The organism is Luteimonas sp. TWI382, from assembly GCF_039674545.1.
Classification (GTDB): Bacteria; Pseudomonadota; Gammaproteobacteria; order Xanthomonadales; family Xanthomonadaceae; genus Luteimonas.
In genome coordinates this window covers 1-24,291 of the sequence record NZ_JBDJNS010000037.1, presented here as the reverse complement: position 1 = coordinate 24,291, position 24,291 = coordinate 1, and the positions used below count along the sequence as shown (strand labels likewise).

General features: G+C 70.1%; 24 protein-coding genes and 2 tRNA genes. 14 read left to right on the top strand and 12 right to left on the bottom strand.

Going from position 1 to position 24,291, the window contains the following annotated elements; translation table 11 throughout:
* The first annotated feature begins 56 nt into the window (after positions 1-56).
* A complete protein-coding gene (locus tag ABE505_RS16380; RefSeq protein ID WP_337245790.1) occupies positions 57-356 on the top strand; it encodes a metalloregulator ArsR/SmtB family transcription factor in 300 nt (99 codons plus the stop codon).
* 26 nt (positions 357-382) lie between these two features.
* Entirely contained in the window at positions 383-1,858 is a 1,476-nt protein-coding gene (locus tag ABE505_RS16375; protein WP_346445507.1) for a DUF2867 domain-containing protein, read from the top strand.
* Here ABE505_RS16375 and ABE505_RS16370 read toward each other — a convergent pair.
* Genes ABE505_RS16370 through ABE505_RS16355 form a run of 4 tightly spaced genes read right to left on the bottom strand, consistent with a single transcriptional unit; the run spans position 1,822 to position 5,648 of the window.
* The gene (locus ABE505_RS16370) at positions 1,822-3,600 is read right to left on the bottom strand and encodes an ABC transporter transmembrane domain-containing protein (RefSeq protein WP_346445508.1); all 1,779 of its coding nucleotides are present in this window, start codon (positions 3,598-3,600) and stop codon (positions 1,822-1,824) included. The genes ABE505_RS16375 and ABE505_RS16370 overlap by 37 nt on opposite strands.
* Complete coding sequence (locus ABE505_RS16365; RefSeq protein ID WP_346445509.1) at positions 3,600-4,190, bottom strand: YigZ family protein; 591 nt, start codon at positions 4,188-4,190, stop codon at positions 3,600-3,602. The genes ABE505_RS16370 and ABE505_RS16365 overlap by 1 nt, the downstream gene beginning before the upstream one ends.
* Before the next feature lie 7 nt (positions 4,191-4,197).
* On the bottom strand, positions 4,198-5,085 hold the full coding sequence (locus ABE505_RS16360) for a hypothetical protein (RefSeq protein ID WP_346445510.1): 888 nt from the start codon (positions 5,083-5,085) through the stop codon (positions 4,198-4,200).
* Positions 5,082-5,648 (bottom strand): RNA polymerase sigma factor, encoded by a 567-nt coding sequence (locus ABE505_RS16355; protein ID WP_346445511.1) that lies wholly within the window; start codon positions 5,646-5,648, stop codon positions 5,082-5,084. The genes ABE505_RS16360 and ABE505_RS16355 overlap by 4 nt, the downstream gene beginning before the upstream one ends.
* Positions 5,649-5,841: 193 nt before the next feature.
* Between ABE505_RS16355 and ABE505_RS16350 the strand changes: the two genes are divergently transcribed.
* Complete coding sequence (locus ABE505_RS16350; RefSeq protein WP_346445512.1) at positions 5,842-8,724, top strand: EAL domain-containing protein; 2,883 nt, start codon at positions 5,842-5,844, stop codon at positions 8,722-8,724.
* A gap of 13 nt (positions 8,725-8,737) precedes the next feature.
* Here ABE505_RS16350 and ABE505_RS16345 read toward each other — a convergent pair whose 3' ends face one another.
* Positions 8,738-9,991: a TIGR03862 family flavoprotein gene (locus ABE505_RS16345; RefSeq protein ID WP_346445513.1), complete on the bottom strand. Its 1,254-nt coding sequence runs from the start codon at positions 9,989-9,991 to the stop codon at positions 8,738-8,740.
* Between the two features lie 93 nt (positions 9,992-10,084).
* On the opposite strand from ABE505_RS16345, the gene ABE505_RS16340 reads away from it, so the two are divergent.
* Positions 10,085-10,348 carry a DksA/TraR family C4-type zinc finger protein gene (locus ABE505_RS16340; RefSeq protein ID WP_346445514.1) on the top strand — a complete coding sequence of 88 codons (264 nt, stop codon included), beginning with the start codon at positions 10,085-10,087 and terminating at the stop codon, positions 10,346-10,348.
* 80 nt (positions 10,349-10,428) lie between these two features.
* Positions 10,429-10,776 (top strand): RidA family protein, encoded by a 348-nt coding sequence (locus ABE505_RS16335; RefSeq protein ID WP_346445515.1) that lies wholly within the window; start codon positions 10,429-10,431, stop codon positions 10,774-10,776.
* Between the two features lie 100 nt (positions 10,777-10,876).
* Here ABE505_RS16335 and ABE505_RS16330 read toward each other — a convergent pair whose 3' ends face one another.
* From ABE505_RS16330 to ABE505_RS16320, 3 genes are all read right to left on the bottom strand, one after another.
* Complete coding sequence (locus ABE505_RS16330; RefSeq protein ID WP_346445516.1) at positions 10,877-11,494, bottom strand: mechanosensitive ion channel family protein; 618 nt, start codon at positions 11,492-11,494, stop codon at positions 10,877-10,879.
* A gap of 199 nt (positions 11,495-11,693) precedes the next feature.
* Positions 11,694-11,768, bottom strand: a tRNA-Val gene (locus ABE505_RS16325).
* Positions 11,769-11,924: 156 nt separating this feature from the next.
* A complete protein-coding gene (locus tag ABE505_RS16320) occupies positions 11,925-12,197 on the bottom strand; it encodes a polyhydroxyalkanoic acid system family protein (protein ID WP_346445517.1) in 273 nt (90 codons plus the stop codon).
* 104 nt (positions 12,198-12,301) lie between these two features.
* Here ABE505_RS16320 and ABE505_RS16315 point away from each other — a divergent pair, with 104 nt between their 5' ends.
* Together ABE505_RS16315 and ABE505_RS16310 are read left to right on the top strand one after the other, a co-directional pair.
* Positions 12,302-13,105 (top strand): FHA domain-containing protein, encoded by an 804-nt coding sequence (locus ABE505_RS16315; protein ID WP_346445518.1) that lies wholly within the window; start codon positions 12,302-12,304, stop codon positions 13,103-13,105.
* Between the two features lie 31 nt (positions 13,106-13,136).
* A complete protein-coding gene (locus ABE505_RS16310) occupies positions 13,137-13,370 on the top strand; it encodes a hypothetical protein (protein WP_346449506.1) in 234 nt (77 codons plus the stop codon).
* A 21-nt stretch (positions 13,371-13,391) separates the two neighbouring features.
* Here ABE505_RS16310 and ABE505_RS16305 read toward each other — a convergent pair whose 3' ends face one another.
* Together ABE505_RS16305 and msrP are read right to left on the bottom strand one after the other, a co-directional pair.
* Positions 13,392-13,982, bottom strand: coding sequence for a protein-methionine-sulfoxide reductase heme-binding subunit MsrQ (locus tag ABE505_RS16305; RefSeq protein ID WP_346445530.1), 591 nt, complete (start codon positions 13,980-13,982; stop codon positions 13,392-13,394).
* Between the two features lie 59 nt (positions 13,983-14,041).
* Complete coding sequence (gene msrP / locus ABE505_RS16300) at positions 14,042-15,007, bottom strand: protein-methionine-sulfoxide reductase catalytic subunit MsrP (protein ID WP_346445520.1); 966 nt, start codon at positions 15,005-15,007, stop codon at positions 14,042-14,044.
* A 131-nt stretch (positions 15,008-15,138) separates the two neighbouring features.
* Between msrP and serC the strand changes: the two genes are divergently transcribed.
* From serC to aroA, 3 genes are all read left to right on the top strand, one after another.
* The gene (serC, locus tag ABE505_RS16295) at positions 15,139-16,239 is read left to right on the top strand and encodes a phosphoserine transaminase (protein ID WP_346445521.1); all 1,101 of its coding nucleotides are present in this window, start codon (positions 15,139-15,141) and stop codon (positions 16,237-16,239) included.
* Between the two features lie 141 nt (positions 16,240-16,380).
* Positions 16,381-17,502, top strand: coding sequence for a prephenate dehydratase (pheA, locus tag ABE505_RS16290; protein WP_346445522.1), 1,122 nt, complete (start codon positions 16,381-16,383; stop codon positions 17,500-17,502).
* Entirely contained in the window at positions 17,499-18,821 is a 1,323-nt protein-coding gene (aroA, locus tag ABE505_RS16285) for a 3-phosphoshikimate 1-carboxyvinyltransferase (protein WP_346445523.1), read from the top strand. The genes pheA and aroA overlap by 4 nt, the downstream gene beginning before the upstream one ends.
* An 82-nt stretch (positions 18,822-18,903) precedes the next feature.
* On the opposite strand, the gene ABE505_RS16280 is transcribed toward aroA, so the two are convergent.
* A complete protein-coding gene (locus tag ABE505_RS16280; protein WP_346445524.1) occupies positions 18,904-19,476 on the bottom strand; it encodes a TonB family protein in 573 nt (190 codons plus the stop codon).
* A gap of 76 nt (positions 19,477-19,552) precedes the next feature.
* Positions 19,553-20,203 carry a TonB family protein gene (locus ABE505_RS16275; RefSeq protein WP_346445525.1) on the bottom strand — a complete coding sequence of 217 codons (651 nt, stop codon included), beginning with the start codon at positions 20,201-20,203 and terminating at the stop codon, positions 19,553-19,555.
* Between the two features lie 118 nt (positions 20,204-20,321).
* Between ABE505_RS16275 and serS the strand changes: the two genes are divergently transcribed.
* The 4 genes from serS to ABE505_RS16255 all read left to right on the top strand — a co-directional run.
* On the top strand, positions 20,322-21,602 hold the full coding sequence (serS, locus tag ABE505_RS16270) for a serine--tRNA ligase (protein WP_346445526.1): 1,281 nt from the start codon (positions 20,322-20,324) through the stop codon (positions 21,600-21,602).
* A gap of 134 nt (positions 21,603-21,736) precedes the next feature.
* The gene (locus ABE505_RS16265) at positions 21,737-22,741 is read left to right on the top strand and encodes a LysR family transcriptional regulator (protein WP_346445527.1); all 1,005 of its coding nucleotides are present in this window, start codon (positions 21,737-21,739) and stop codon (positions 22,739-22,741) included.
* A gap of 217 nt (positions 22,742-22,958) precedes the next feature.
* Positions 22,959-23,048, top strand: a tRNA-Ser gene (locus ABE505_RS16260).
* 146 nt (positions 23,049-23,194) lie between these two features.
* On the top strand, positions 23,195-24,291 hold a 1,097-nt coding region (locus ABE505_RS16255), incomplete at its 3' end, for a DUF6538 domain-containing protein (RefSeq protein WP_346446295.1).

Below are 24,291 nucleotides of genomic sequence, written 5' to 3'. Positions count from 1 at the left end.
ACGACGGTCGTCGATTGGTTCATTAATTAAGTAATTCGTTAACTGATTGGGTCGCTATGGACCGTGTCTTCGAAGCGCTGGCCTCGACGCCGCGCCGACAAATCCTTGCCTACCTCCACGCTGGCGAGCTGACCGCCGGCGAGATCGCCGAGCGGTTCGACTTCAGCAAGCCCGCGCTGTCGGGGCATCTGCGCATCCTTGAGCAGGCCGGACTGATCGCCCGCGAGAAACGTGGCCAGTTCGTGCATTTCCGGCTCGTGCCCGAGCGTCTGGCCAACACCGTCTTCGCCTGGGCGTCGGAGCTGTGCCCGGTGGCGCGTCCGCTCAAGCGCGAGCGCCGCAAGGCCGCGGACTGACGCATCTATCCGACAGGAACCTGACGATGCTGCATACGACCGAGGTTTCCGAGACGTTTCCCGGCGTCCACCTGCCGTCGCACAGCGGCGGCCTGCCGGTCGAGGTCACGCTGATCGCGCAATTGGCACCCGGCCAGGGCGATCCGCTGATCGCCGATGCCGCCCGGCGCCAGCGCGGGCATCCAGGCTTCGTCGATGCGCACGACGAACCCTCGTCGCGGATCGGCGCGATGGATCTGGCGCGCGGCGATCCGTCCTCGCTCTACACCTTCAGCGTCGGCCCGGGCGGCCATCCCTTCCACCGTCACGCCGGCAACCGCATGTTCACCGCGGTCTCGGGCAGCGCCGGCGCGCAACTGCGGTTCTCGACCGCATCGCAGGCGCAGCTCGATGCCGATCCGGCCGCGTTCGTGCGTGCGTTGCATCTGGTCGACATTCCGCCGGACTGCCTGTTCACCGTGCGCTTCGGCGGCGGCACCTGGCACCAGTTCGTCTCGCGCAGTCCGGCGCTGCCGCACCCGGCGCTGTTCGCGCTGTCCTGCCATCCCGATGAACTGTCGGGCGAACTGCCGGCCGACGTGCGCCGGCGCGTGCTCGACAACGCCGCCGATATTGCCTCGCTGACCGAACTGCTGCCGCCGGCGGTGCAGGCGCTGCTCGACGCGGCGTTGCGCGCGCCGGCGCGCATTGCGACGACCTCGTTGTCGCTGCACGTGCCGCCGACGTCGCTGGCGGCGCGTGTGTGCGCCGGGGTCCGGGCGTGGACGGGACGCCTGCGTCGGCGGCTGCCGGCGCGGCGCGCCAGCGGGTTCCGGACCGAAAACGTCGGCCGCCGCCAGGTCGACCGAATCGTCCCGCCGCCCGGTTCGCTGCTGCAGGCGCAGCTGCCGGGCGCCGGGCACGAGGACGCGGTGGCGGTCTGCCTGGAGGCGGCGGAGTGCACCGACGCGCGGCCGGCGACGGCGATGGCCGCGCTGCTCGAAGGATTCGTCGCCAATCCGCCGTCCGGTGTGACGCGGCTGATGGCGTTTCGCAACATGCTCGTGCGTCCGTTCGGCCTGCGGACCTCGCCGCTGGGCTGCCCGGCGTCGTCGCTACTGTCGGACGAGGCGCCGGGCCGCTTCGCCGGGCGTTTCCCGGTGCTGGCCGAACGCGCATCCACCGATGGCGACTGCGTGGAGGTCGTGCTCGGTGCCGACGACCGGCACCTCGCGTTCCGCACCTGCATTCGCGTCGAGGCGTTGCCCGGCGGTGGCCTGCGCTGCGCGATGGCGACGCGTGTGCGCACGCGCAACTGGTTCGGGCGCTTCTACCTGGCGACGATCCGGCACGTGCACATGGCCTACATCGCGCCGGCGATGCTGCAACTGGCGGTCGATCACGCGGTCCGGGGGCTGGGCGTCGGTGCCGCCGCCGGGGGCACGAGTGCGCGGCCCCGCGGGCCGGGCACAGTCGCCGCGCAGCCTCAGTCGATGAACTGCAGTTTGGCCAGTTCCGCGTAGAGGCCGCCCTGGGCCAGCAGTTCGGCGTGCGTGCCCTGGGCGACGATCCGCCCACGGTCGAGCACGACGATGCGATCGGCCTTGAGGATCGTCGCCAGCCGATGCGCGATGACCAGCGTGGTGCGGCCCTGCATCAGGCGGGCGAGCGCGTGCTGCACCGCATGCTCGCTTTGCGCGTCGAGCGCCGAGGTCGCTTCGTCGAGCAGCAGGATCGGTGCGTCGCGCAGCAGCGCGCGGGCGATCGCGATCCGCTGCTGCTGGCCGCCCGACAGGCGCGCGCCGCGTTCGCCGAGCTGGGCGTCGTAGCCTTCGGGCAGGTCGACGATGAACTCGTGCGCCTCGGCCGCGCGCGCCGCGGCCTCGACCTCGGCGTCGGTCGCGTCGAGCCGGCCGTAGCGGATGTTGTCGCGGGCACTGGCGGCGAAGATCGTCGGGTGCTGCGGGACCATCGCGATCAGCTCGCGCAGTGCCGCGGGATCGAGCGTGCGCAGGTCCGCGCCGTCGATCGACAACGCGCCGGTCTCCGGGTCATGGAAGCGCAGCAGCAGCGACAGCACCGTGCTCTTGCCCGCGCCGGAGGGACCCACGAGCGCCACCGTTTCGCCGGGCGCGACGTGCAGCGTGAAGCCATCGAGCGCCGGGGTGTCGGGGCGGCTCGGGTAATGGAAAGTGACCCCGTCGAAACGCAACGCGCCGCGCGCCGGCTGGACGATCGCGGCGGGCGTGGCCGGTGCCCGGATCGACGGCGATTCGTCGAGCAGTTCGGAGATCCGGCCCATGCCGCCGGCGGCGCGCTGCAGGTCGTTCCAGACCTCGGCCAGCGCACCGACCGAGCCGGCGCCGAACAGCGCGTAGAGCACGAACTGGCCCAGCGTGCCGGCGCTCATCCGTCCGGCGACCACATCGTGCGCGCCCGACCACAACACCACCGTGACCGCACCGAAGATCAGCGTGATCGCGATCGCGGTGATGATCGCCTGCAACCCGATGCGCCGGCGCGCGGTCGCGACCGAGGTGCGCACGGCATCACCGAAACGGCCGCGCTCGTAGGGTTCGCGCGCATGCGCCTGCACGGTGCGGATCGCGCCCAGCGTCTCGTTGGCCAGCGCGTTCGCATCGGCGATGCGATCCTGGCTCTGCCGCGAGACCTTCTCCAGCTTGCGCCCGCCCAGCACCAGCGGCAGCACGAACAGCGGAATGCCCACCAGCGTGTAGGCCGCAAGGCGCGGACTGGTGACCACCAGCATCGTCAGGCTACCGAGCACCATCACCACACTGCGCAACGCGACTGACATGGTCGTGCCGACGACCGAGCGCAGCAGTTCGGTGTCCGCGCTCAGGCGCGAGACCAGGTCGCCACTGCGGTTCTGCTCGAAGAACGCCTGGTCCAGGTCCAGCAGGTGCCCGTAGAAGCGGTTGCGCAGGTCGGCGACGACGCGCTCGCCCAGCAGCGAGACGAAGAAGAACCGCGCTGCGGTCGCCAATGCCAGCGCGACCGCGACGACCAGCAGCAGCGCGAACGCGGTGTCGATCTGATCGCCGCCGGTGAAGCCGTGGTCGATCATGCGTCGCACCGCCAGCGGCAGACTCAGCGTCGCCAGCGACGAGGCCGCCAGTGCGATCAGCCAGGCGACGAACAGGCCGCGCTGGCGCATGACGAACGGCCACAAGGTTGTCAGTGCACCGATGCGCACCTTCGGTTTGCCGGGCTCAGCCACGGTGGAGCGGGATCGGAAGGCCATCAGGCATTGTCGTCGATGCGGATACGGTTTCGGGTGGCATCGCGCAGCCGGGTTTTCAAGTCGGCGACGCGGTCGAGCGGCAATTCGATGCGCAACAGTGCGCCGTCGGCATCGAAACGCTCGTCGAGCTTGTGTGCGTCGGCCGCCGGCAGTGCGGCGTGCAACGTGCCCAGGGTATCGAACGGTGCACGCACCTGCAGAACGCAGGTGTCGATCAGCGGCATGCGGGCCGCGGTGCGCAGGCACTCGGCCGCGCAGCCGCCGTAGGCGCGGACCAGGCCGCCGGCACCGAGCTTGATGCCGCCGAACCAGCGCACCACGACCACCGCCACTCGGTCGAATCCCTGGCCGTCGATCGCGGCCAGGATCGGCCGCCCGGCAGTGCCGGCCGGCTCGCCATCGTCGCTGGAGCGGTACTGGTCGCCCAGCCGCCAGGCCCAGCAGTTGTGGGTGGCATCGGGCACGGCCACCTGCTGCAGGAACGCCGCCGCGTCGTCGGCGCCGGTGATCGGCGCGGCATGGGCGACGAAGCGGCTGTGCTTGACCTCGAGGACGTGACTGGCGCTCGCGGCCAGGGTGTCGAGCGGCATCGCGATCTCAGTCCAGCAGGGCGCGCAGGTCGGGCGGCAGCTCGGCCTGCGGATGGCGACGGTGGAACTCGGCCAGGCTGGCACGGGCGGCGCCGATGTCGCCGGCATCGAGCAACTCGCGCACGCGCGCCAGCCAGGCCTCGCGGACTTCCGGCGCGTCGGCCGATGCCGGCGGCGCGTCGTCCTCGGGCAGGTCTTCGATGATCGCCATCGCCTGGGGTTGGGCCCGCGCGGCCATGGGCCGGACCACCGATGCCCGGTCGGCTTCGGCGGCCGCATCGCGTTGCATCGATGCCGGCTCCGTGGTCGTCACGCGGTTGCCGTAGGCCGTGGCCGCGGATTCGGCGCCGCGCGTCGGGCCCCAGCCCGCGGCCTGGCGCGCGTCCGGCGGCGGCAGTGCCGCGATGGGGGGCTCCGCCTCGCGGGCGATGGCGGCGGGCGCCTCGACGGGGGGCGAGGCCTGCGGCTGTGGGGCGTCCTGGGCGGGGACCGCCTCGGGCTCGTGCATCCGGGCCGGCACCTGTGCCACGGCAGGGGTCGGTGCGTCGTGGGCCGCTGCCGGCGCGGCCTCCTGCACGGCGTCCGCGCGCTCGGCCCAGGCCGCATGCGGCGCTTCGGGCACCGGCCGCAGTTGCCAGGCGACGCCGACCGCGACCGCCAGTGAGGCGGCCGCGCCGAACGCCACCGGCCAGCGGCGACGTCGGCGCTGAGCCGCCCGTGCGGGCGCCTGGGACGCCGCGGCCTGCGCCGGCCCGGCCGCGTCCTGCGCCGCGTCGCGCGCGGCCGCGAGAATCGCGGCATCGACCGCCGGGGACGGCGCGGCCTGGCCCGAGGCCAGACGGTCGGCCAGCCACTGCTCCTCGGGCGTCAGCGGTTCGCGGTCGGGGCTGTTCATGAGGTCAACGTCGCGCGCAGTTTGTCCATCGCATAGCGCAGCCGCGATTTCACCGTCTCGCGGCCCACACCGGTGATCCGGCCGATCTCTTCGAGCGTGAGCTCGTGTTCGAGCCGCAGCAGCACGACTTCGCGCTGCTCGTCGGGCAGCGCATCGAGCGCAAGCTGTAGACCGCGCCGCTGCTCGAACTGCGAGAGCTGCCGCTCCGGATCGTCCGGATCGACGATGCGTGCGGTCCGCAGCTCGGCATCTTCGGGGGGCGGCGGGCGATGCTGCGCCGCGCGCCAGTGGTCGGTCAGCCGATTGTGGGCGATGCGGTAGAGCCAGGTCGCGAACAGCGCATCGGGTCGCCAGCCCTCACGCGCCGCGATGACCCGCTGCCAGACATCCTGGAAGATCTCCTCGGCGAGCGCGGGGTTGCGCACCTGACGCACCAGGAAGCGATAGAGCTTGTCGCGATGGCGCCGATAGAGCGTCTCGAACGCGGCGACGTCGCCCGCGGTCCATGCCAGCATCAGGGCGTCGTCGCCGGGGGGCTCCTGCTGGCTGGCGACATCGTACATGCGTCGCAGAGTACGTGGCGCGGCGCCGGGCGTGAAGCCCGCACGAGCCGTGCGGCGGGGGCGGGCGAGGGCGGACATGCCCTGGACAACGCGCGGACGCGGCCAACGGGGTTGCGTCCGCGGCAGTCGACGCGCTTTTGGGTATGCTGCCGCGGGATCCAAATCGTCGAGCACCGTGCCTGCCTGCCATCGCATGAACGCGGCCGTTGCCGCCGACGACGCCGAAGCGCCACTGCGCGCCGTCATCGCGACGGCGCCTGCGGGTGCGGCCGTCGCGGTGACGTGGGCCTCCCACGCGTCGGGCACCGGTGTGCTGATCTCCGACCAGGCGCCCAGCGGCCTGGCCGCGCTGGCGGACGCGACCCTGCGCGCAGGCGCCGAGGGCGACACGACGGCGCCGGCGGGGTTGCGGCGCCGCGCCCGCGCGATGGTGCAGGACGATGACCGGCTCGCGATCGCGATCGAGGTCGCCGCAGGCGATGACGCCGCCGCCGCAGCCTGGTTGCCCGCGGCCGTGCACGGCGTGGCCGGGGTGCTGGCCCTGGCACGCGCCGAGCGCCGGTTCGAATCGATGCGCCGGGCCGAACGGTTGCAGCAGGCGCTTTACGAGATCGCCGAACTGGCCAGTTCCACGCTGGACATGGACGAGGTGCTGGCGCGCATCCATGCCGTCGTCGGCCGGCTGACCACGGCCGAGAACTTCTACATCGTGCTCTACGACGACTTGCGCGAGACGCTGCGCTTTTTGTACTTCGTCGACGAACGCGATCCCTGGCAGGCCGATCCGCAGCGCGAGTTGTCCATCGCGCAGATGCCCGACAGCCTGACCACGGTGTTGCTGCGCGAGGGACAGCCCATGCTGGGGCCGTCGGCCGTCCTGCGCGCGCAGTATGGCCTCCCGGACAGCGATACCCTGCACGGCCCCGACAGCGCCGACTGGCTCGGCGTACCGCTGCGCCGCGACGGGCGCATCTGCGGCGCGCTCGTGGTGCAGAGCTACGACCAGCCCAACCGCTACCGCGACGAGGACCGGGCGCTCCTGGAGTTCGTCGCCCAGCACATCCTCACTGCGCTCGATCGCAAGCGCGCCCAGGCCGAGCTCGAGCGTCGGGTCGCCTCGCGCACGCAGGAACTGCAGACCGCCAACCGCGGGCTGCAGGCGCAGATCGTCGAGCGCGAGCGCGCCGGGACGTTGCAGCGTGCACTGTACCGGATCAGCGAGCTGTCGGCCGCGCCCGGCAGCCTGGAGCGCTTCTACGCGGACCTGCATGCGATCGTCGGCGAACTGCTGTACGCGCGCAATTTCTATATCGCCATGCTCAGCCCCGACGGCTCCCGGCTCGAGTTCCCGTACTCGATCGATGAGCGCGATGCGATCCGCCGGGCCCGGCCTCGCGGCGACGGCTTGACCGAGTACGTGATCGCGACCGGCGCGCCGTTGCTGGCCATGCACGAGGACATCAGACGGCTGGAGGCGGCGGGGGCGCTGCGCAGTCACGGCAGTCACGCGCAATGCTGGCTGGGCGTGCCGCTGGGCCGCGATGGCCGGCCGGTCGGGGTGATCGCGGTGCAGAGCTACGATCCGCAGATTACGTTTTCGCCCAACGACCAGGCACTGCTGACGTTCGTGGCCCATCACATCGACAGCGCGATGGACCGCAAGCGGGCCCAGGAACAGCTCAAGGCCGCGCACACCGAACTGGAGTTCCGTGTCGAGGCGCGCACTCGCGAATTGGAGCGCGCCAACCGCGAGTTGCGCGCACAGATCAGCGAGCGCATCCGCGCTCAGCAGCGTCTGGTCCATCAGGCGCGCCACGACCCGCTGACCGGGTTACCCAATCGTGTCCAACTGCTCGAACGTCTCGATGCTGCGCTGTCGCCGCTGCGCGAGGGCGGACGGGCGGCGTTCGCGGTGCTGTTCCTCGATCTGGACCGCTTCAAGCTGGTCAACGACAGCGTCGGCCACGCGGCCGGCGACGCGATGCTGGTGGAAATCGCCCAGCGCATCACCGCCTGGCTGGGCCCCGACGACCTCGCGGCCCGGCTGGGCGGCGACGAGTTCGCGATCCTGCTCGGTGGCGTCGACGATCCGGAGGTCGCCGACCGGCGGGCAAGCGCGCTGCTGGCGGCCCTGGCCCAACCGGTCTGGGTGGCCGGGCGTGAGTTGTTCCCGTCGGCGAGCATCGGCATCGCGATGTCCCATCCCGAGTACGTGGACGGCGATGGCGTGCTGCGCGATGCGGACGCGGCGATGTATCGGGCCAAGGCCTGCGGGCGCGACCGCAGCGAGCGCTTCGACGAGGCGATGCGGGCCGAGGCCATGCGCCTGCTGGACCTGGAGGCCGACCTGCGCCGGGCGATCCTGCAGGATGCGTTCGAGCCACACTTCCAACCGATCGTGCGCCTGGCCGATGGCGCGGTGGTGGGATACGAGGCCTTGCTGCGCTGGCGGCACGAGGTGCACGGCCTGCTGTCGCCGGCCGAGTTCATCGGCGTCGGCGAGGACAGCGGGCTGATCGAGCAGGTCGACTGGCTGATGTATCGCCATGTGTTCCGGCGCATGGCGACCGATGCCGGGACCGGCTATATCTCGATCAACGTCTCGCCACGGCACTTTCGCTCCGAGGACTTTGTCGAGCGGCTGTTGCGGCTGATCGACGAGGCTGGCGCCGATCCGCGCCGGCTGCGGATCGAGATCACCGAGGTCGCGCTGCTCGACGATGCGCCGCGTGCGCTGCGCATGCTCAATGTGCTGCGCAGTCATGGTGTGCTGGCGCTGCTCGACGACTTCGGCACCGGCTTCTCGGCGCTGTCGTATCTGCACCGCTTCCCGATCCAGGCGCTGAAGATCGACCAGAGTTTCGTGCTCGGGCTGGGCGGGGAAATGCATGCCGAAAGCCTGGCGCTGGTGCGCGCGATCCTGGCGCTGGCGGCGACCTTGGGCATCGACACGATCGCCGAAGGCATCGAGACCGGGCAGCAGCGCGATCTGCTCGTTGGGTTGGGGTGCCAATACGGCCAGGGGTTCCTCTACGGGCGACCGGCGGCCGCCGAACGCGGAACCGGCGTCGACTGAGCGGACCGCGCGATCAGCGCGCGCGCTGCAGCCAGTCCAGCGCGCCCTGCGCGGCGCGCCGGCCGCTGGCGAAGCAGGCGGTGAGCAGGTAGCCGCCGGTCGGTGCTTCCCAGTCGATCATCTCGCCGGCGACGAAGGTGCCCGGCAATGCGCGCAGCATCAGCGCCTCGTCGAGCGCCTCGAAACGGACCCCGCCGGCACTGGAGATGGCCTCGGCCAGCGGGCGCGGTGCGCGCAGGCGCAGCGGCAGTCGCTTGATCGCCGCCGCCACACGCGCGGCGTCGTCCAGTGCATCGCGATCGAGCTGCTCGAACAGCAGCGCGGTCTTGGCGGCATCCAGGCCGGTGGCCCGGCGCAGGTGCTCGCCGATGCTGCGGCGCCCGCGCGGGCGCTCAAGATCGCGCTGCAGACGCGCGGCGTCGCGCCCCGGCGCGAGATCGAGCTCGAGCACGGCATGGCCGTTACGCGCGATCGTGTCGCGCAGCTCGCCCGAAATCGCGTAGATCGCGCTGCCTTCGATCCCGGTCGCAGTGAGCACGCACTCGCCCTGCAGCGCCTGGGGCGCGCCGTCGGCCGCGCGCCAGTGCAGGACCACCGGCTTGAGCGGCGCGCCGGCATGGCGCTGCGCCAGGTGCGCGCTCCAGCCGATGTCGAAGCCGCAATTGGCCGGCACCAGCGGCGCGACCTCGATACCGCGCGCGGCGAGCAACGTCTGCCAGGTGCCATCGGAGCCGAGTTCGGGCCAACTGCCGCCGCCCAGGGCCAGCAGCACCGCGTCGGCCGCATGCGTATGCAGCCCCTGCGGCGTCGTGAAGGTCAGGCGGTCATCGGCATCCCAGCCGGTCCAGCGATGCTGGACATGGAAGCGCACGCCGTCCTCGCGCAGCTGCCGGACCCAGCCACGCAACAACGGCGCGGCCTTGAGATCCTCCGGAAACACCCGGCCGGAACTGCCGACGAAGGTCGGCACGCCGCGTGCCTTCGCCCAATCGCGCAGCGCCTGCGCATCGAAGGCGTCGAGCCAGCGCCCGATCGCGTCCGCTCGCGTGCCATAGCGTGCGTCGAAGGCCGGCCGCGGCTCGGAATGGGTCAGGTTCAACCCGCCCTTGCCGGCGATCAGGAATTTGCGCCCCACTGAACCCTTGGCATCGAACAGATCGACCTCCACGCCTGCGGTGCGGGCGACTTCCGCGGCGAACAGCCCCGCTGGGCCGCCGCCGATGATCGCCAGGCGGGAGGGGGCAGGGGAGCGGGACGCATCGGACATCGCGCCATTATGCCGGCCGGCGCCACTCATCCCCCAGCCACACGCGCATTGCTAGGCTGCTTTGGCAGGCATTGCCAACAGCAGGAGTCGGCCATGGCGACCGGGTGGGAAGGTGACGGTGCGGTCCAGGACCAGATCGATGCGACCGTCAAGGACGCGATCGAGCGTGCGCGCAGCCAACTGCGTCGCGGGCCAGGCCTGACCCATTGCGAGGAATGCGACGCGTCGATCCCCGAGGCGCGTCGCGTCGCCGTGCCCGGCGTGCGGCTGTGCGTCAACTGCCAGGCCCAACACGACGAGGACCGGGCATCGGCCGGCTACAACCGCCGCGGCAGCAAGGACAGCCAGTTGCGCTGAGCGTGTCGGCCGATGGTCCGAGCTTGCGGCCGGCCGCCTGCGATCGCTACCGTGGGCGGCCTTCACGTCAGGAACGCTCCATGATCCAGCGCATCGACGCCGGCCCGCGCATGTCCGAGGCCAGCATCCACAACGGCATCGTCTATTGCGCAGGGCAAGTGCCCGAAACCCCCGGCGCCGATATCGGCATCCAGACCCGCGAGGTGCTCGAAGCGATCGACACGCTGCTGGCGCAGGCCGGCAGCGACAAGACCCGCATCCTGCGGGCGCAGATCTACCTGGCCGACATCGGCGACTTCGCCGGCATGAACGCCGAGTGGGATCGCTGGGTGGTCGCTGGCCAGGCGCCGTCGCGCGCAACGGTCGAGGCGCGGCTGGCCGATCCGGGCTGGCGAATCGAGATCGTCGTTTCGGCCGTCGTCGGCTGACACCCGGCACGCGGGGCGGAAACCGGGGTCAGAGTGCAATTTCACCTCGCGCAATTGCACTCTGACCCCGGTTTTCGCGGTTTGCGTCTGGCGCGCCGGGTCACACGTCGAGCGGATCGCCCCGCTTGGCGCCCGCGCCCTTGGGTTCGGGCAGCGCGCCGCCGCGCCAGCGCCGCAGCGCACGCTGGAAGAACAGGCTGTTGGGCACCTGCAGCACGGTGCCCGCGCCGTCGCCGTCGTCGGTCTCACGCAAGGTCGTGTAGACCAAGTTGATATCCACCACCTGGCCGCGCAGGCCCGGCTTCTCGCCGTTCTCCAGCAGCTCGACATGGTCGTAGAGCCGGAACGGCCGCGTGGTCAGGATCAACATCGTGCAGAAGATGTTCGACAGCACGCTCCATGCGGCGAAGAACGCCACCGCGCCCACTGCCGCAAAGCCGGTGAACGCGGTCCACAGCACCGTGCCCGACACGCCCAGGCGCTCGAGCGCCATCAGCAGCGCGGCGGCGTAGATCAGGAAGGTCATGACCCGGCGTGCGCCGACCACCGCCTCGGGCGGCAATGTGTAGCGGCGTCCGACGCGGTCGAGCAGGCGCCGTCCGAGCAGGCGCAGCAACCAGGCCGCGAGCAGGATCAGTAGGATCTGGCCGCCGGGCACGACGATGCCGAGCCACTCATGCAGCCAATGAGGAAGACGATCGGTCAAGCGCACACCCACTTCGCACAGGGCGCCCGCGGCGCCGTCGCGGGAATTCTACGCGCCGCGCCCAAGGGACGCGGCGCGCGCGGGGCGCGGCGTCTTGCCATGGTTGCCGATCGTGAACTTGACATGCTGGGCATGATGGACATCGACAAGCGATGCAGCGCGTACGCCGGGCACGAAAAAGCCGGCACTGGGCCGGCTTGTTCGATGCTGCTGGTGGGCGGTGCAGGGTTCGAACCTGCGACCCTTGCCGTGTGAAGGCAATGCTCTACCGCTGAGCTAACCGCCCGAAACACTGTCGCCCGGACTTGGGAACGTCGCCGCTCCGGTGTCCGCATCGCCGGGGCCGCAAGGCCGCCGGTGCGATCGGGACGCGCATTCTACGGTCGAATCGATGCGCCGACAAGCTGTACGTGCAGGCGTGTGGCCGGCGCCGTCGGTGCGCTCAGAATCGCTCCGACAGCACGCGGCGGATCTCGGCCTCGATCGGGCCGCGCATCGCCGCGAGCAGGAAGCCCAGCTTGGCGGTCACGTGCAGGCTGTCGGGCAGCAGGGCGATCGCGCCATCGACGCCGGAGCGGTTGAAGTTGAGCGTGTCGCCGCTCCACGTGTACTTCATGTCGAAACGCTCGGCCAGGGTCCGCGCGACGTCTTCGACGGCGCTGCGCGCCTGCGCCTGCGGCAGGGAGTGGGGATGGGTGATGTCGATACCGGACATGTCGGTCGCTCTGCCTGGGTTGGGCGCACATTCTGCGGTGCCGCGGCGCATCGACCAAGTGAGGGATGCGGCGCGCGCCGCCGCTCGTGCTAGATTTCCGCCGCATGACTGCGCTCAAGCTGCGATTTCCCGGCTCCTCGACCGATGATCTGCCTCTCGATGCGGGCGAGCTCGGGCTGGGTCTGCGCGCCGACGGCGCCGGACTCGGCCCCGTGACGACCGACGCGGCCTGCGTGCGCGTGTGCGTCGATCGCCGCGGCGTCTGGCTGACGGTGGGCGAGGAGGCTGGCGGCGTGCATGTCAACGGGCGGCGCATCCAGCGCGTGGCGATGCTGCGCGCCGGCGATGCGATCTTCGTCGCCGGCCACGAGCTGCGCCTGCTTCCCGAGCAGCCGCCCGCGCCGCCGTCGGCGGCGGACGCGCCGCAGGGCGATGGGGCTGACCCCGATCCGCGCCTGGTGCTGCGCGGTCTGGGCGGTCGTTATCACGGGCGCTGCTTCACGCTCGACCGCGCGCGCCTGATCGGTCGCCAGTCCGATGCCGACATCCGCATCGACGATCCGGGCTTCGCCGATCGCCATGCGCGCCTGGAGCGAGTAGGCGAGCGGGTGCGGCTGATCGACTTGGGCTCGGCGGAGGGCAGTGTGGTCAATGGCCAGACCGTGCGCGATGCGCTGCTGCAGCCCGGCGATCAGATCGTGTTCGATGCCCACCATCGCTTCGTCGTCGAAGCGCCGGCCCGCGGCGGCGTGGTCACCTTCAGCCATGGCCCGGCGGACGGGTTCGACGATGCGGCCGATCCGTTCGACGCCCCCTCGACCGGGCGCCTGAGGTTGCCCTGGCTGCTGCTCGCGGCGGTGCTGCTGGCCGCAGCGCTGGGCGCATTATTCCTATTCGGCGCAAGCTGAGTCGGCACTCGGTTTTTGAAGGAGTCATCCAATGGGCATGTTCAGCATCTGGCACCTGATCCTCCTGCTGCTTCTGTTTGCGATCTTCGCCGGCGTGGTCGGCCTCATCGTCTGGGCGATCGTGCGCAGCCAGCGCAGGCCGCCGCCCGCCCTCGACGAGGGATTGGTGGCGCAGGTGGCCGCGCTCGACCGCCTGCATCGCGAAGGCGCGATCGACGCGACCGAACACGCACGTCGCCGCGCGGCCTTGCTGTCGGGCCGCTGACCAGGCCACTTCCGGCGTGGCTCAGCGCACCGCAGCGCGTCGCCGCGCCAGCGCCTTCCATATCCGCCAGCCCAGCAACAGCGCCAGCAGTCCGGCATAGAGCGCCGGCTCGCGCCAATCGGATTTCACGATCCACCAGAAGTGCAGCACGGCCAGTGCGGCGATCGCGTAGACCAGGCGGTGCAGGCGGCCCCAGTTGCGGCCCAGCCGGCGCATCCAGCCGAGCGTCGAGGTCACGGCCAGCGGCACCAGCAGCAGCCAGGCCAGAAAGCCCACGGTGATGTAGGGCCGGCGCGCGATCTCGGTGGCCACCTGCGACAGGTCGCCGACCAGGTCCAGCGCCAGCCAGGCCGCGAAATGCAGGCTGGCGTAGGCGAAGGCGTACAGCCCGAGCATTCGCCGAAAGCGCAGCGGTGCGGTCCATCCCGAGATCTGCCTGAGTGGCGTGATCGCCAGCGTGATCAGCAGCAGGCGCAGGGCGCCGATGCCCAGTTCGTGCTCGATCGCCACCACTGGCTCGGCGCCGAGCGCATCGATGTTGCCGCCCCCGAGCACGCTCCACACGCGCCAGCCCAGCCAGGCCAGCGGCGCGAGCGCCAGCGCGTGGACCATCGCCTTGCCGGCGATGATGCCGGGCGGCGTCGCGCGGCGCTTGGGGACGCGCGCCGGGCTCAATACCACTTGCGCAGATCCATGCCGGCGTAGAGCGAGGCGACCTGGTCGGCGTAGCCGTTGAACGGACGGGTGTCGATACGGTTGGCGAGCAGCCGGTTGGTGCCGGCAATCCGGCGTTCGGTCTTCTGGCTCCAGCGCGGGTGGTCGACCGCCGGATTGACGTTGCTGAAGAACCCGTACTCCGACGGCTGCAGGTCGTTCCACGCGGTGCTGGGCATGCGCTCGACGAACCGGATCTGCACGATCGACTTGATGCTCTTGAAGCCGTATTTCCACGGCACCACCAGCCGCAGCGGCGCGCCGTTCTGCTGCGGCAAGGCCTTGCCGTATAGACCGGTTGCCAGGAACGCGAGCGGGTGCATGGCCTCGTCGATGCGCAGGCCCTCGCGATATGGCCAGCGGATCGAGCGGAAGCGCAGGCCCGGCATCTGCTCGCGGTCGGCCAGCGTGGTGAAGGCGACGTACTTGGCTTTGGCGGTGGGCTCGAACCGACGCAGCACCGCGGCCAGCGGCACGCCGGTCCACGGGATCACCATCGACCAGCCTTCCACGCAGCGCAGGCGATAGATGCGTTCCTCGCTGGCGATGCCGCGCAGCAGGTCCTCCAGTGCGATGCGCCCGGGCTTGGCACATTCGCCGGCCACCTCCACGCTCCAGGGCGTTGTGCGCAGGGTCTTGGCCGCGCGCGAGGGATCGGCCTTGCCGGTGCCGAACTCGTAGAAGTTGTTGTACGAGGTGATGTCCTCGTAGCGAGTCAGCGGCTCGTCGGTGCGAAAGCCGCTGCGCGCCTGCGCCGGGGTGACTGGGGCCGTGCTGGGCGGCGGTGGCTCGGCATCCGCGCAGCCGGCCAGGCTGAGCGCCGGGGTCGCGGCCAGCAGGGCGAGCAGGCGACGGCGGTCGCGATAGACCGCCTCGTCGGTGATGTCGGACTCGGGGATCCGCAAGGCGTCGCGCAAAGACATCGCTGGCTCCTGGCGCGTGCGCGCCGTAGATGGGGCAACGCGGAATACGTTGCCATCGCAACCATTGCCCGCGCGTCAAGGCTGCTGCACTGCGGCATACTTGCCGGCCTGCAAACGAGCGGAGTCGAGCGATGGCGCGAGCCTACAACTTTGCCCCTGGACCTGCGGCATTGCCTGAAAGCGTGCTGAAACAGGCCCAGGCCGACATGCTCGAGTGGGGCGATGCCGGCGCCTCGATCGTCGAGATGAGCCACCGCGGGCCGGAGTTCATGGCCGTGGCCACGCGCGCTGAAGCCGATCTGCGCACGCTGCTCGCGGTGCCCGACGATTACGCGGTGCTGTTCCTGCAGGGCGGGGCGACCACCCAGCAGGCGCTAATCGCGCTGAACTTCGCGGCGCCCGGCGATACCGTCGACTACGTCGTCAGCGGCCATTGGGGCCGCACCGCGCTGCGCCAGCTCACCCCGGCGGTCGCGGTCAACGTCGCCGCCAGCGGCGAGGCCGATGGCTTCCGCACAATCCCGGCGCGCGAAACCTGGCGCCTGACCCCGGGCGCGGCCTACGTGCACATCACCGCCAACGAGACCATCCACGGCGTCGAGTTCCGGCCTGCCTGGGGGGCGCCCGCGCCCGACACCGGCGATGTCCCGTTGTTCGCCGACTTCAGCTCCAGCATCGCGTCGGAGCCGATCGACATCAGCCGCTATGGCCTGATCTATGCCGGTGCCCAGAAGAACCTCGGGCCGGTCGGTCTTTCGGTCGTGGTCGTGCGGCGCGACCTGCTCGAGCGGGCGGGCCAGCCGCGCGCCGACATCTTCAACTACGCCTCGCACCTGGCCAACGACTCGATGCTCAACACCCCGCCGACCTGGAACTGGTATCTGGCCGGCCTGGTGTTCCGCTGGATGCTCGACCAGGGCGGCACCGCCGAGTTCGACCGCCGCAGCGACGAGAAGGCCGGACTGCTGTACGCCGCCATCGATGGCTCGGACGGCTTCTACCGCAACGAGGTCGCGCGCGATGTGCGCTCGCGCATGAACGTGCCGTTCTTCCTGGCCGATTCCGCGCTCGATGCCGACTTCCTGGCCGGCGCGCGCGAGGCAGGGCTGATCGGGCTCAAGGGCCACCGGGTACTCGGCGGCATGCGCGCGTCGATCTACAACGCGATGCCGGTCGAGGGCGTGCGCGCGCTCGTTGCCTACATGCAGGATTTCCAGCAGCGGCGGGGCTGAGCGGCCACGTCCTGCCATCAGGCATCGCAGTGTCCGCGAACACCCGGCGATGGAGGGCCGGGCAGCGAGCTGGACCGACGACATCGCGCCGCCGCCGCGCTGCACGACCGTAACCAAGCCCCGATTTTTGAGAGACCATTGATGGCCGCCAAGCCGAAGAAGAAAGCCGCCGACAAGCCCACGCCGCCGCCCGATCTGGCTGCCGTGCGCGCGCAGATCGACGGTATCGACCACCAGATCCAGACCCTGATCGCCGAGCGCGCGCAGTTCGCGCGCCAGGTCGGCAAGGCCAAGGGCAAGCTCGCCGCTGCCGTCGACTATTACCGGCCCGAGCGCGAGGCCCAGGTGCTGCGGCGCGTGGTCGACCGCAACGACGGCCCACTGTCGGACACCGAACTGGTGCGGCTGTTCCGCGAGATCATGTCGGCGTGCCTGGCCCAGCAGGAGCCACTGAAGATCGGCTACCTGGGGCCGGAAGGCACGTTCTCCCAGCAGGCGGTGCACAAGCAGTTCGGGCACTCGGCGATGGGCCTGCCACTGGCGAGCATCGAGGAGGTGTTCGACGAGGTCGCCGCCGGCCATGCCGATTTCGGCGTCGTGCCGGTCGAAAATTCCGGCCAGGGCACGATCCAGTCGACTCTCGACCTGTTCCTGACCTCGCCGCTGCGCATCTGCGGCGAGGTCGAACTGCGCGTGCACCAGTATCTGCTCTCGCGCACCGGCCGGCTCGACGAGATCGAACGGGTGTATTCGCACGGATTGTCGCTGGCGCAGTGCAAGGGCTGGCTGCGCCAGAACCTGCCGCAGGCCGAAAAACACGCGGTGGTCAGCAATGCCGAGGGCGTGCGCCGAGCGCAGAAATCTGACGATGCCGCGGCGATTGCCGGCGAGAACGCCGCGCACGTCTACGGCATGAAAGTCATCGCCGGGCCGATCGAGGACCGCAGCGACAACACCACGCGCTTTCTGGTCATCGGGCGCGGCGCCTTCCCGCCGTCAGGCAACGACCGCACCTCGCTGATGGTCTTCATCCGCGACCAGCCCGGCGCGCTCTACCGCATCCTCGAGCCGCTGGCGCGGCGTGGCATCAGCATGAACCGAATCGAATCCCGGCCTGCGCACGGTGCGCTGTGGCAGTACGCCTTCTTTATCGACGTCGCCGGCCATGTCGACGAGTCCCCGCTCAAGGACGCGCTCGGCGAGATCGACGCCTTTGCCGGCGATGTCCGGGTGCTGGGGTCCTACCCGGTGGCCGTGCCATGACCGCCGCACGCTGGATCGCCACCGCCGGCGCGCCACTGCGCGGCGAACTCGACGTGCCCGGCGACAAGTCGGTCTCGCATCGGGCGATCATGCTCGCCTCGCTGGCCGACGGCACCTCGCGCATCACCGGGTTCCTCGAGGGTGAGGACGCCCGCGCCACCGAGGCGATCTTCCGTCGTCTCGGTGTGTCGATCGAAACCCCAACCGTGGGGGCGCGTGTCGTCCATGGCGTCGGCATCGACGGTCTGCGCGCCGCCGACGGCCCGCTCGACTGCGGCAATGCCGGCACCGGCATGCGACTGCTGGCCGGCTTGCTCGCCGGCCAGGCCTTCGATAGCGAACTGGTTGGCGATGCGTCGCTGTCCAAGCGGCCGATGCGGCGCGTCACCGAGCCGTTGGCACGCATGGGCGCCCGCATCGACACCGGCGAAGGCGGTGTGCCGCCGCTGCGCGTGCACGGCAAGCAGCGCCTGACCGGCGTCGAGTACGAGAACGCGCTCGCCAGCGCACAGGTCAAATCGGCGCTGCTGCTCGCCGGCCTGTATGCCGAAGGCCAGACCGTGGTTCACGAGCCCAGGCCCACCCGCGACTACACCGAGCGCATGCTCGCGGCGTTCGGCTGGCCGATCGAGTTCTCGCCGGGGCTGGCGCGGCTGTCGGGCGGGCATCGCCTGCGCGCGACCGACGTGCACGTGCCCGCGGACTTCTCGTCGGCGGCGTTCTTCCTGGTCGCCGCGTCGATCGTGCCCGGTTCGGACCTGTTGCTGCGCCGAGTCGGGATGAATCCGCGCCGCACCGGCTTGTTGCATGTGCTGCGGCTGATGGGCGCGGATATCGAAGCCTCGAATGCTGGCGAGCAGGGCGGCGAGCCGGTCTCCGACCTGCGCGTGCGCCACGCACCGCTACGCGGTATCGATGTGCCGGAAGTGCATGTGCCGGACATGATCGACGAGTTTCCGGCGCTGTTCGTCGCCGCCGCCTGCGCCGATGGGCCGACCCGCGTGACCGGCGCCGCCGAACTGCGGGTCAAGGAGTCGGACCGCATCGCGGTGATGGCCACCGGACTGCGCACGCTGGGCATCGCGATCGACGAGGCGCCCGATGGCGCGACGATTCCTGGCAACGCCGGGGCAGGGGCCGTGTTCGGCCGTGGTGAGGTCGAAAGTCACGGCGACCATCGCATCGCGATGGCGTTCGCGGTCGCCGCGCAGCGTGCCGTCGGCGAGGTCGCGATCTGCGATACCGCCAATGTTGCGACCTCGTTCCCCGGGTTCGTGCCGTTGGCGCGCGGGGCCGGGTTCGGGCTGCTGGGCGACTGAAGTATTGGCGGCGTCCAGCCGCCCGCTGTGATTGAAGCCTGCTCCCCGCATAAGGAGGAGCAGGCCACAGCCAGGAAGGCACTCAGTTGCGTGCGGTGGTGCCCGGCTGGTCTTCGAGGGTGAAGTCGACCGGGACCCGGACTGAACTCGCCTCAGGCTTGCCGTTGCGGATCGCCGGCTCGAACGTCCAGTTCCGCGCTGCTTCCATCGCGGCGCGGTCGAGATCGCGCGAGCGGCTGCGTTGCTCGACGCTGATGTCGGTCGGCTTGCCTGCGGCGTCCACCTGGACGAGCAGCGTGACCGAGCCTTCTTCTCGATTGCGCAAGGCTGCGGCCGGATAGGCGGGGCGCGGCTGGTCCACCACGCGGGCCGGCCGATCCGCTGGCGCGGTAGGCGCCGAGAGACGTGACGTCCGTTCGGGCGTCCGCGCAGGCTCGCGCTCGGCCGGCGGCGTAACGCCATCACCGATTGCCGGTGGCGGCGGCAACGGCTCGCTCTGCGGCATGTCGCGCTTGCTCAGCAAGTACCAGCCCAGCGCCACCAGCGCCACCAGCAGCAGGATCCAGATCAGCGGGCTGGAGCCTTTGCGTGGCGGCTCGGGCGGTGGGGCGGCCGGAGGGGGCACATCGTCGGGACGCCGCATCGGATCGCTCATCGTCATCGCTCCACGCCGGAAGATGCGCTGAGCCTCCCACCGCCGATGTCGAGGCCTTGTCAGTGCCGACCGGGGCTCAGGAATCGTTTGCGGGCGAGAACGCGATCGGCACGCGCACCTCGCCGGGGACCGGCCGACCGGCGCGCATCGCCGGTTCGAAGCGCCAGCGCCGCACCGCGCTGACCGCGGCGCGGTCCAGGCGCGCGTGCCCGCTGCCGGCGATCACATCGATGCCCGCCACGCGGCCATCGGCGCCCACCTGGACCCGCAGCATCACATCGCCGGTTTCGCCCCGCCGCAGCGATGCGCGGGGATAACGAGGCTGCGGCGTGGACAGTGGCCGCGGTGTGCTGTCGGCGGCCTGCGCGGTCGCCTCCGGCGGTGGCGTCGTCGGCGCAGGCGCCGGCCCGCTCGCGACCGGTGGCGAGATCGTCGCAGGTGCGCCCTGAGGCGCGCCGTCCGACGGGCCGAAGCGCCCGCTGGCTCCGTCCGCACTGGCCGGCAGCGGCGCCGGCAGCGGCGTGGCAGCGCGATCGGACGCGTCCGGCGGACCGTCGATCGCGATGTCGCCGCCCGGGTTGCGCGTGTCGCGCTGCTGCCACCATAGCCATGCGAACAGCAGGCCGCCCAGCGCGCAGGCCGCCGCGATCATCAGCCACGCGCGGCGGGTCGGCAGCCACTGCCGGAACGCATGACGGGGGCGCGGGGCGGGCGAGGGTGCGGACACGGCGGGCTCCAGCGAACAGGGCGCCCGATTCTGTCACACGCCCGCCGCGCAGCCGCCGCTTCGGCGCATCGCCGATCCGGGCGATAATGCCGCTCCCGCTTTCGATGACGACGCCCCGATGCTCGATCCCAGCCTGCTGCGCCAACACCTCGCCGACACCGCCGCGCGCCTGCGCGACAGCCGCGGGTACGACCTGCCGGTGTCGCGTATCGAGTCGCTGGAGGGCGAGCGCAAGCAGATCCAGGTCCGCACCCAGGAGCTGCAGAACCTGCGCAATACGCGCAGCAAGGCGATCGGCCAGGCCAAGGCGCGCGGTGAGGATGTCGCCCCGCTGCTGGCCGAGGTCGCCGGTTTCGGCGACGAACTCAAGGCCAGCGAGTCCCGCCTGGACGGCATCAAGGCCGAGCTCGAAGCGCTGACCTTGAGCGTGCCGAATCTGCCCGATGCCAGCGTGCCGGTGGGGCGCGACGAGGCCGACAACGTCGAGCAGGCGCGCTGGGGCACACCGCGCAGCTTCGACTTCCCGGTCCGCGACCACGTCGAGCTCGGCGCCCGCGATGGCTGGCTTGACGCGGAAGCCGCCGCCAAGCTCAGCGGCGCCCGCTTCACCGTGCTGCGCGGCCAACTTGCGCGCCTGCACCGCGCGCTCGCCCAGTTCATGCTCGACCTGCATACCGGCGAACACGGCTACGAAGAGACCAGCGTGCCGGTGATCGTCAACGCCGACAGCCTCTACGGCACCGGCCAGTTGCCCAAGTTCGAGGAAGACATGTTCGCCACCGCGCTGGGCGAACAGACGCGCTATCTGATCTCCACCTCCGAGATCTCGCTGACCAACCTGGTCCGCGACGAGATCGTCGAGGCCGAGCGGCTGCCGCTGCGCATGAGCGCGCATTCGCTGTGCTTCCGCTCCGAGGCCGGCAGCCATGGCCGCGACACCCGCGGCATGATCCGCCAGCACCAGTTCGAGAAGGTGGAGATGGTCTCGGTGGTGCGCCCGGCCGACAGCGATGCCGAACTCGAGCGCATGACCCGGTGCGCCGAGACCGTGCTCGAGCGCCTTGGGCTGCCGTATCGCCGCATGCTGCTGTGCAGTGGCGACATGGGCTTCGCCGCGCGCCGCACCTACGACCTCGAGGTCTGGCTGCCCTCGCAGCAGACCTACCGCGAGATCTCCTCGTGCTCGAACTGCGGCGACTTCCAGGCCCGCCGCATGCAGGCACGCTGGCGCAATCCCGAGACCGGCAAGCCCGAACTCGTGCACACCCTCAACGGTTCGGGCCTGGCGGTGGGCCGCACGCTGATCGCGGTCATGGAGAACTTCCAAAACGCCGACGGCACGATCGAGGTTCCCGAGGTGCTGCACCCGTACATGGGCGGCGTGACCCGCCTGGGCTGACGGGCGTCGGGGCAGGGCGCCGTCACTACAGGGCGCGATGAACCGCCGGGAAAGCCGCCCGGCGGAATTCGTTGTGGAAATAGGATGGAAGTGGTCCAATATCGCCTATTGTCCTGATAGCAAGGCGGCTCCCCATGCAGGATCTCAACGATCTCTATTACTTCGCCATGGTGGTCGAGCATGGCGGCTTCGCCGCGGCCGAGCGGGCGCTCGGGATCCCGAAGTCCCGGCTGAGCCGGCGCATCAGCCAGTTGGAAACCGAACTGGGCGTGCGCCTGCTGCAGCGCTCGACCCGCCGATTCGCCGTCACCGACGTCGGCCAGAGCGTGTTCCGCCATGCGCAATCGATGTTGGCCGAGGCGACCGCCGCGCGCGAGGTCGTCGACCGGCTCAGCGCCGAACCGCGCGGCCTGGTCCGCGTCAGCGTGCCGGTGAGCATCGCCCAACAGTCGATTCCGCAGATGCTGCCCGAGTTCCTGGCCCGCTACCCGCAGGTGCGCGTGCAGTTGCACGTGAGCAATCGCCGCGTGGACGTCATCAACGAGGGCTTTGACGTCGCCGTGCGCGTGCGCGCCAAGCTCGACGACGACGGCAGCCTGGTCATGCGCAGTTTCGGCCAGATCCAGGAACTGCTGGTCGCCAGCCCCGGCTATCTCGATCGCATGGGCCGCCCGAAGGACCCGGACGAACTCAGCCAGCACACCACGATGAGCATGGGCGAGGACGAGGTGAAGCAGCGCTGGGACCTGCAGGCCGCCGACGGCACCACCCGCCGCGTGGAGCTCAAGCCCCGCGTCGCCGGCTTCGACTTCCCGATGCTGATGGCGCTGGCCAAGCAGGGCCTAGGCATCACGATGCTGCCCGAGACCCTGTGCGCCGAAGCCGTGCGCAATGGCGAACTCGAGGTCGTGCTGCCCGACTGGCACCTGCCGCAGGGCATCGCGCACGCCGTGTTCGCCTCACGCCGCGGCCTGCTGCCGGCGGTCCGGGTGTTCATCGACTTCCTGGCCGAGAAGCTGCCCCCGCTGATCGAAGCCTCGAGCCTGGATTGCCGCAACTGCGACGGCAAAGCCCGCGATCGCGCACCGGTGCCCGCGCCCCGCATCGCGCAAGGCGCCACGCGTGCGACAATGTCCTGAGCCGGCGCCCGGATCGCAGGTCCAGCGCCGGTCTGGCACGACCGCGCAATGCGTGGTGCCGTGAGGACGTTTCACCCCCAATGGAGAGATGGCCGAGTGGTTAAGGCAGCGGTCTTGATCCGGAGGCCGCAGGCCGGAGGAAACATCGACCGCAGGTCGATGGTCAAACCGCCGGCACCGCGCGAAGCGCGGTGTAGTGTGGAAGCGTAGTAACAACGGAGAGATGGCCGAGTGGTTTAAGGCAGCGGTCTTGAAAACCGCCGAAGGGTCAAACCTTCCGTGGGTTCGAATCCCACTCTCTCCGCCAATCCTGCGTATCTATCTGATTTGATTGGATAAAGCGCGATTTCGGGGTTGGCGAATCAGGACGCAAATCGGGTCACACAGAACCCGAGGCGAATTCCTCATCATCTATCGCGCTCCCCGTCGGGGCGCTGGGCGTTTCGCCAGCGTGTGCCGGCCGATCTTCAAGGCATCCTCGGATGCCGTCTCCTCAAGCGCTCCCTTCGCACGGCTGATCTGCCAGAGGCGCGGATGCGCGCCGTCATGCTCGCGGCCGGCTATGCTCGGCTCTTCAGCCTGTTGAGGGATCAACACGTGGCGAAGTTGTCCAAGGACGAAGTGGACGCGCTCATTGGCCGCTTGAGCGGTGCCGATAACCTGCGCGACCTGACGCTGCACCGGACCTTGGGTCCTGACGGCATGGTCAGCGAGCGGTGGCAGATCGACGACGAAAAAGACGTCCGGCTCTTTCGGAAGGTGCAGCAGCGCCGCGTTGGCGATGACCCGATCCAGGACATGGTGGACGGCATCGTGCCGGCGCCGATGCCAGCCGCGCCCCGCTCAGGGTTGGAACCCATCCAACTCGGAAAGGCTCGGGATGCTTGGCTCGCCACGCTCAAGGGCAGCACGCTGCCCAAGACCTACACGATCAAGAAAACCGCCATCCAAGCTCTGGTGGGCTTCCTGGGCGATAAGACGCGGGTCGCGAGCATCACTCGATCGGACCTGGCCCGCTGGTATCAGTCCATGCGCAAGGCGGGCGCTTCGACGCCAACGCTTACGAACAAACAAAGCTATGTCGGCGGGAAGGGCGGCTTCTTTGACTGGGCGATAGCCTCGGGCTACTACCCCAAGGGTGATAACCCGGCCAGTGGTCACGTGAGCTACTCGGCCCGTGAGAAGCGAGCGCGCCGGAAGTTGGGGTTTAAAGCCTTCGATCGCGGCCAGATCCAGGCACTGTTCGCGCCAGCGGCCTTCGGAAGGCTTTCAGAGTCCGCCCAATGGGCCTCGCTCATCGGCCTCTACACAGGCGCCAGGGCGTCCGAGGTAGGTCAGCTGCTGACCCATGGTGTTTTTGAGGAGGACGGCATCCCCTGCATCCGCGTCTCAGACGAGGGCGAACATCAGAAAGTGAAGACCGATGTGAGCCTGCGCACGGGGCGGTCTCAAGAATCAAGTGCAACACGTGATTTGAAGTCGATGATTTCCCTCTCCATCACCTGGGCTGGTGTTGCCCAGCCGAGCGTCTTGCGCGGTCGCCCGTTCAT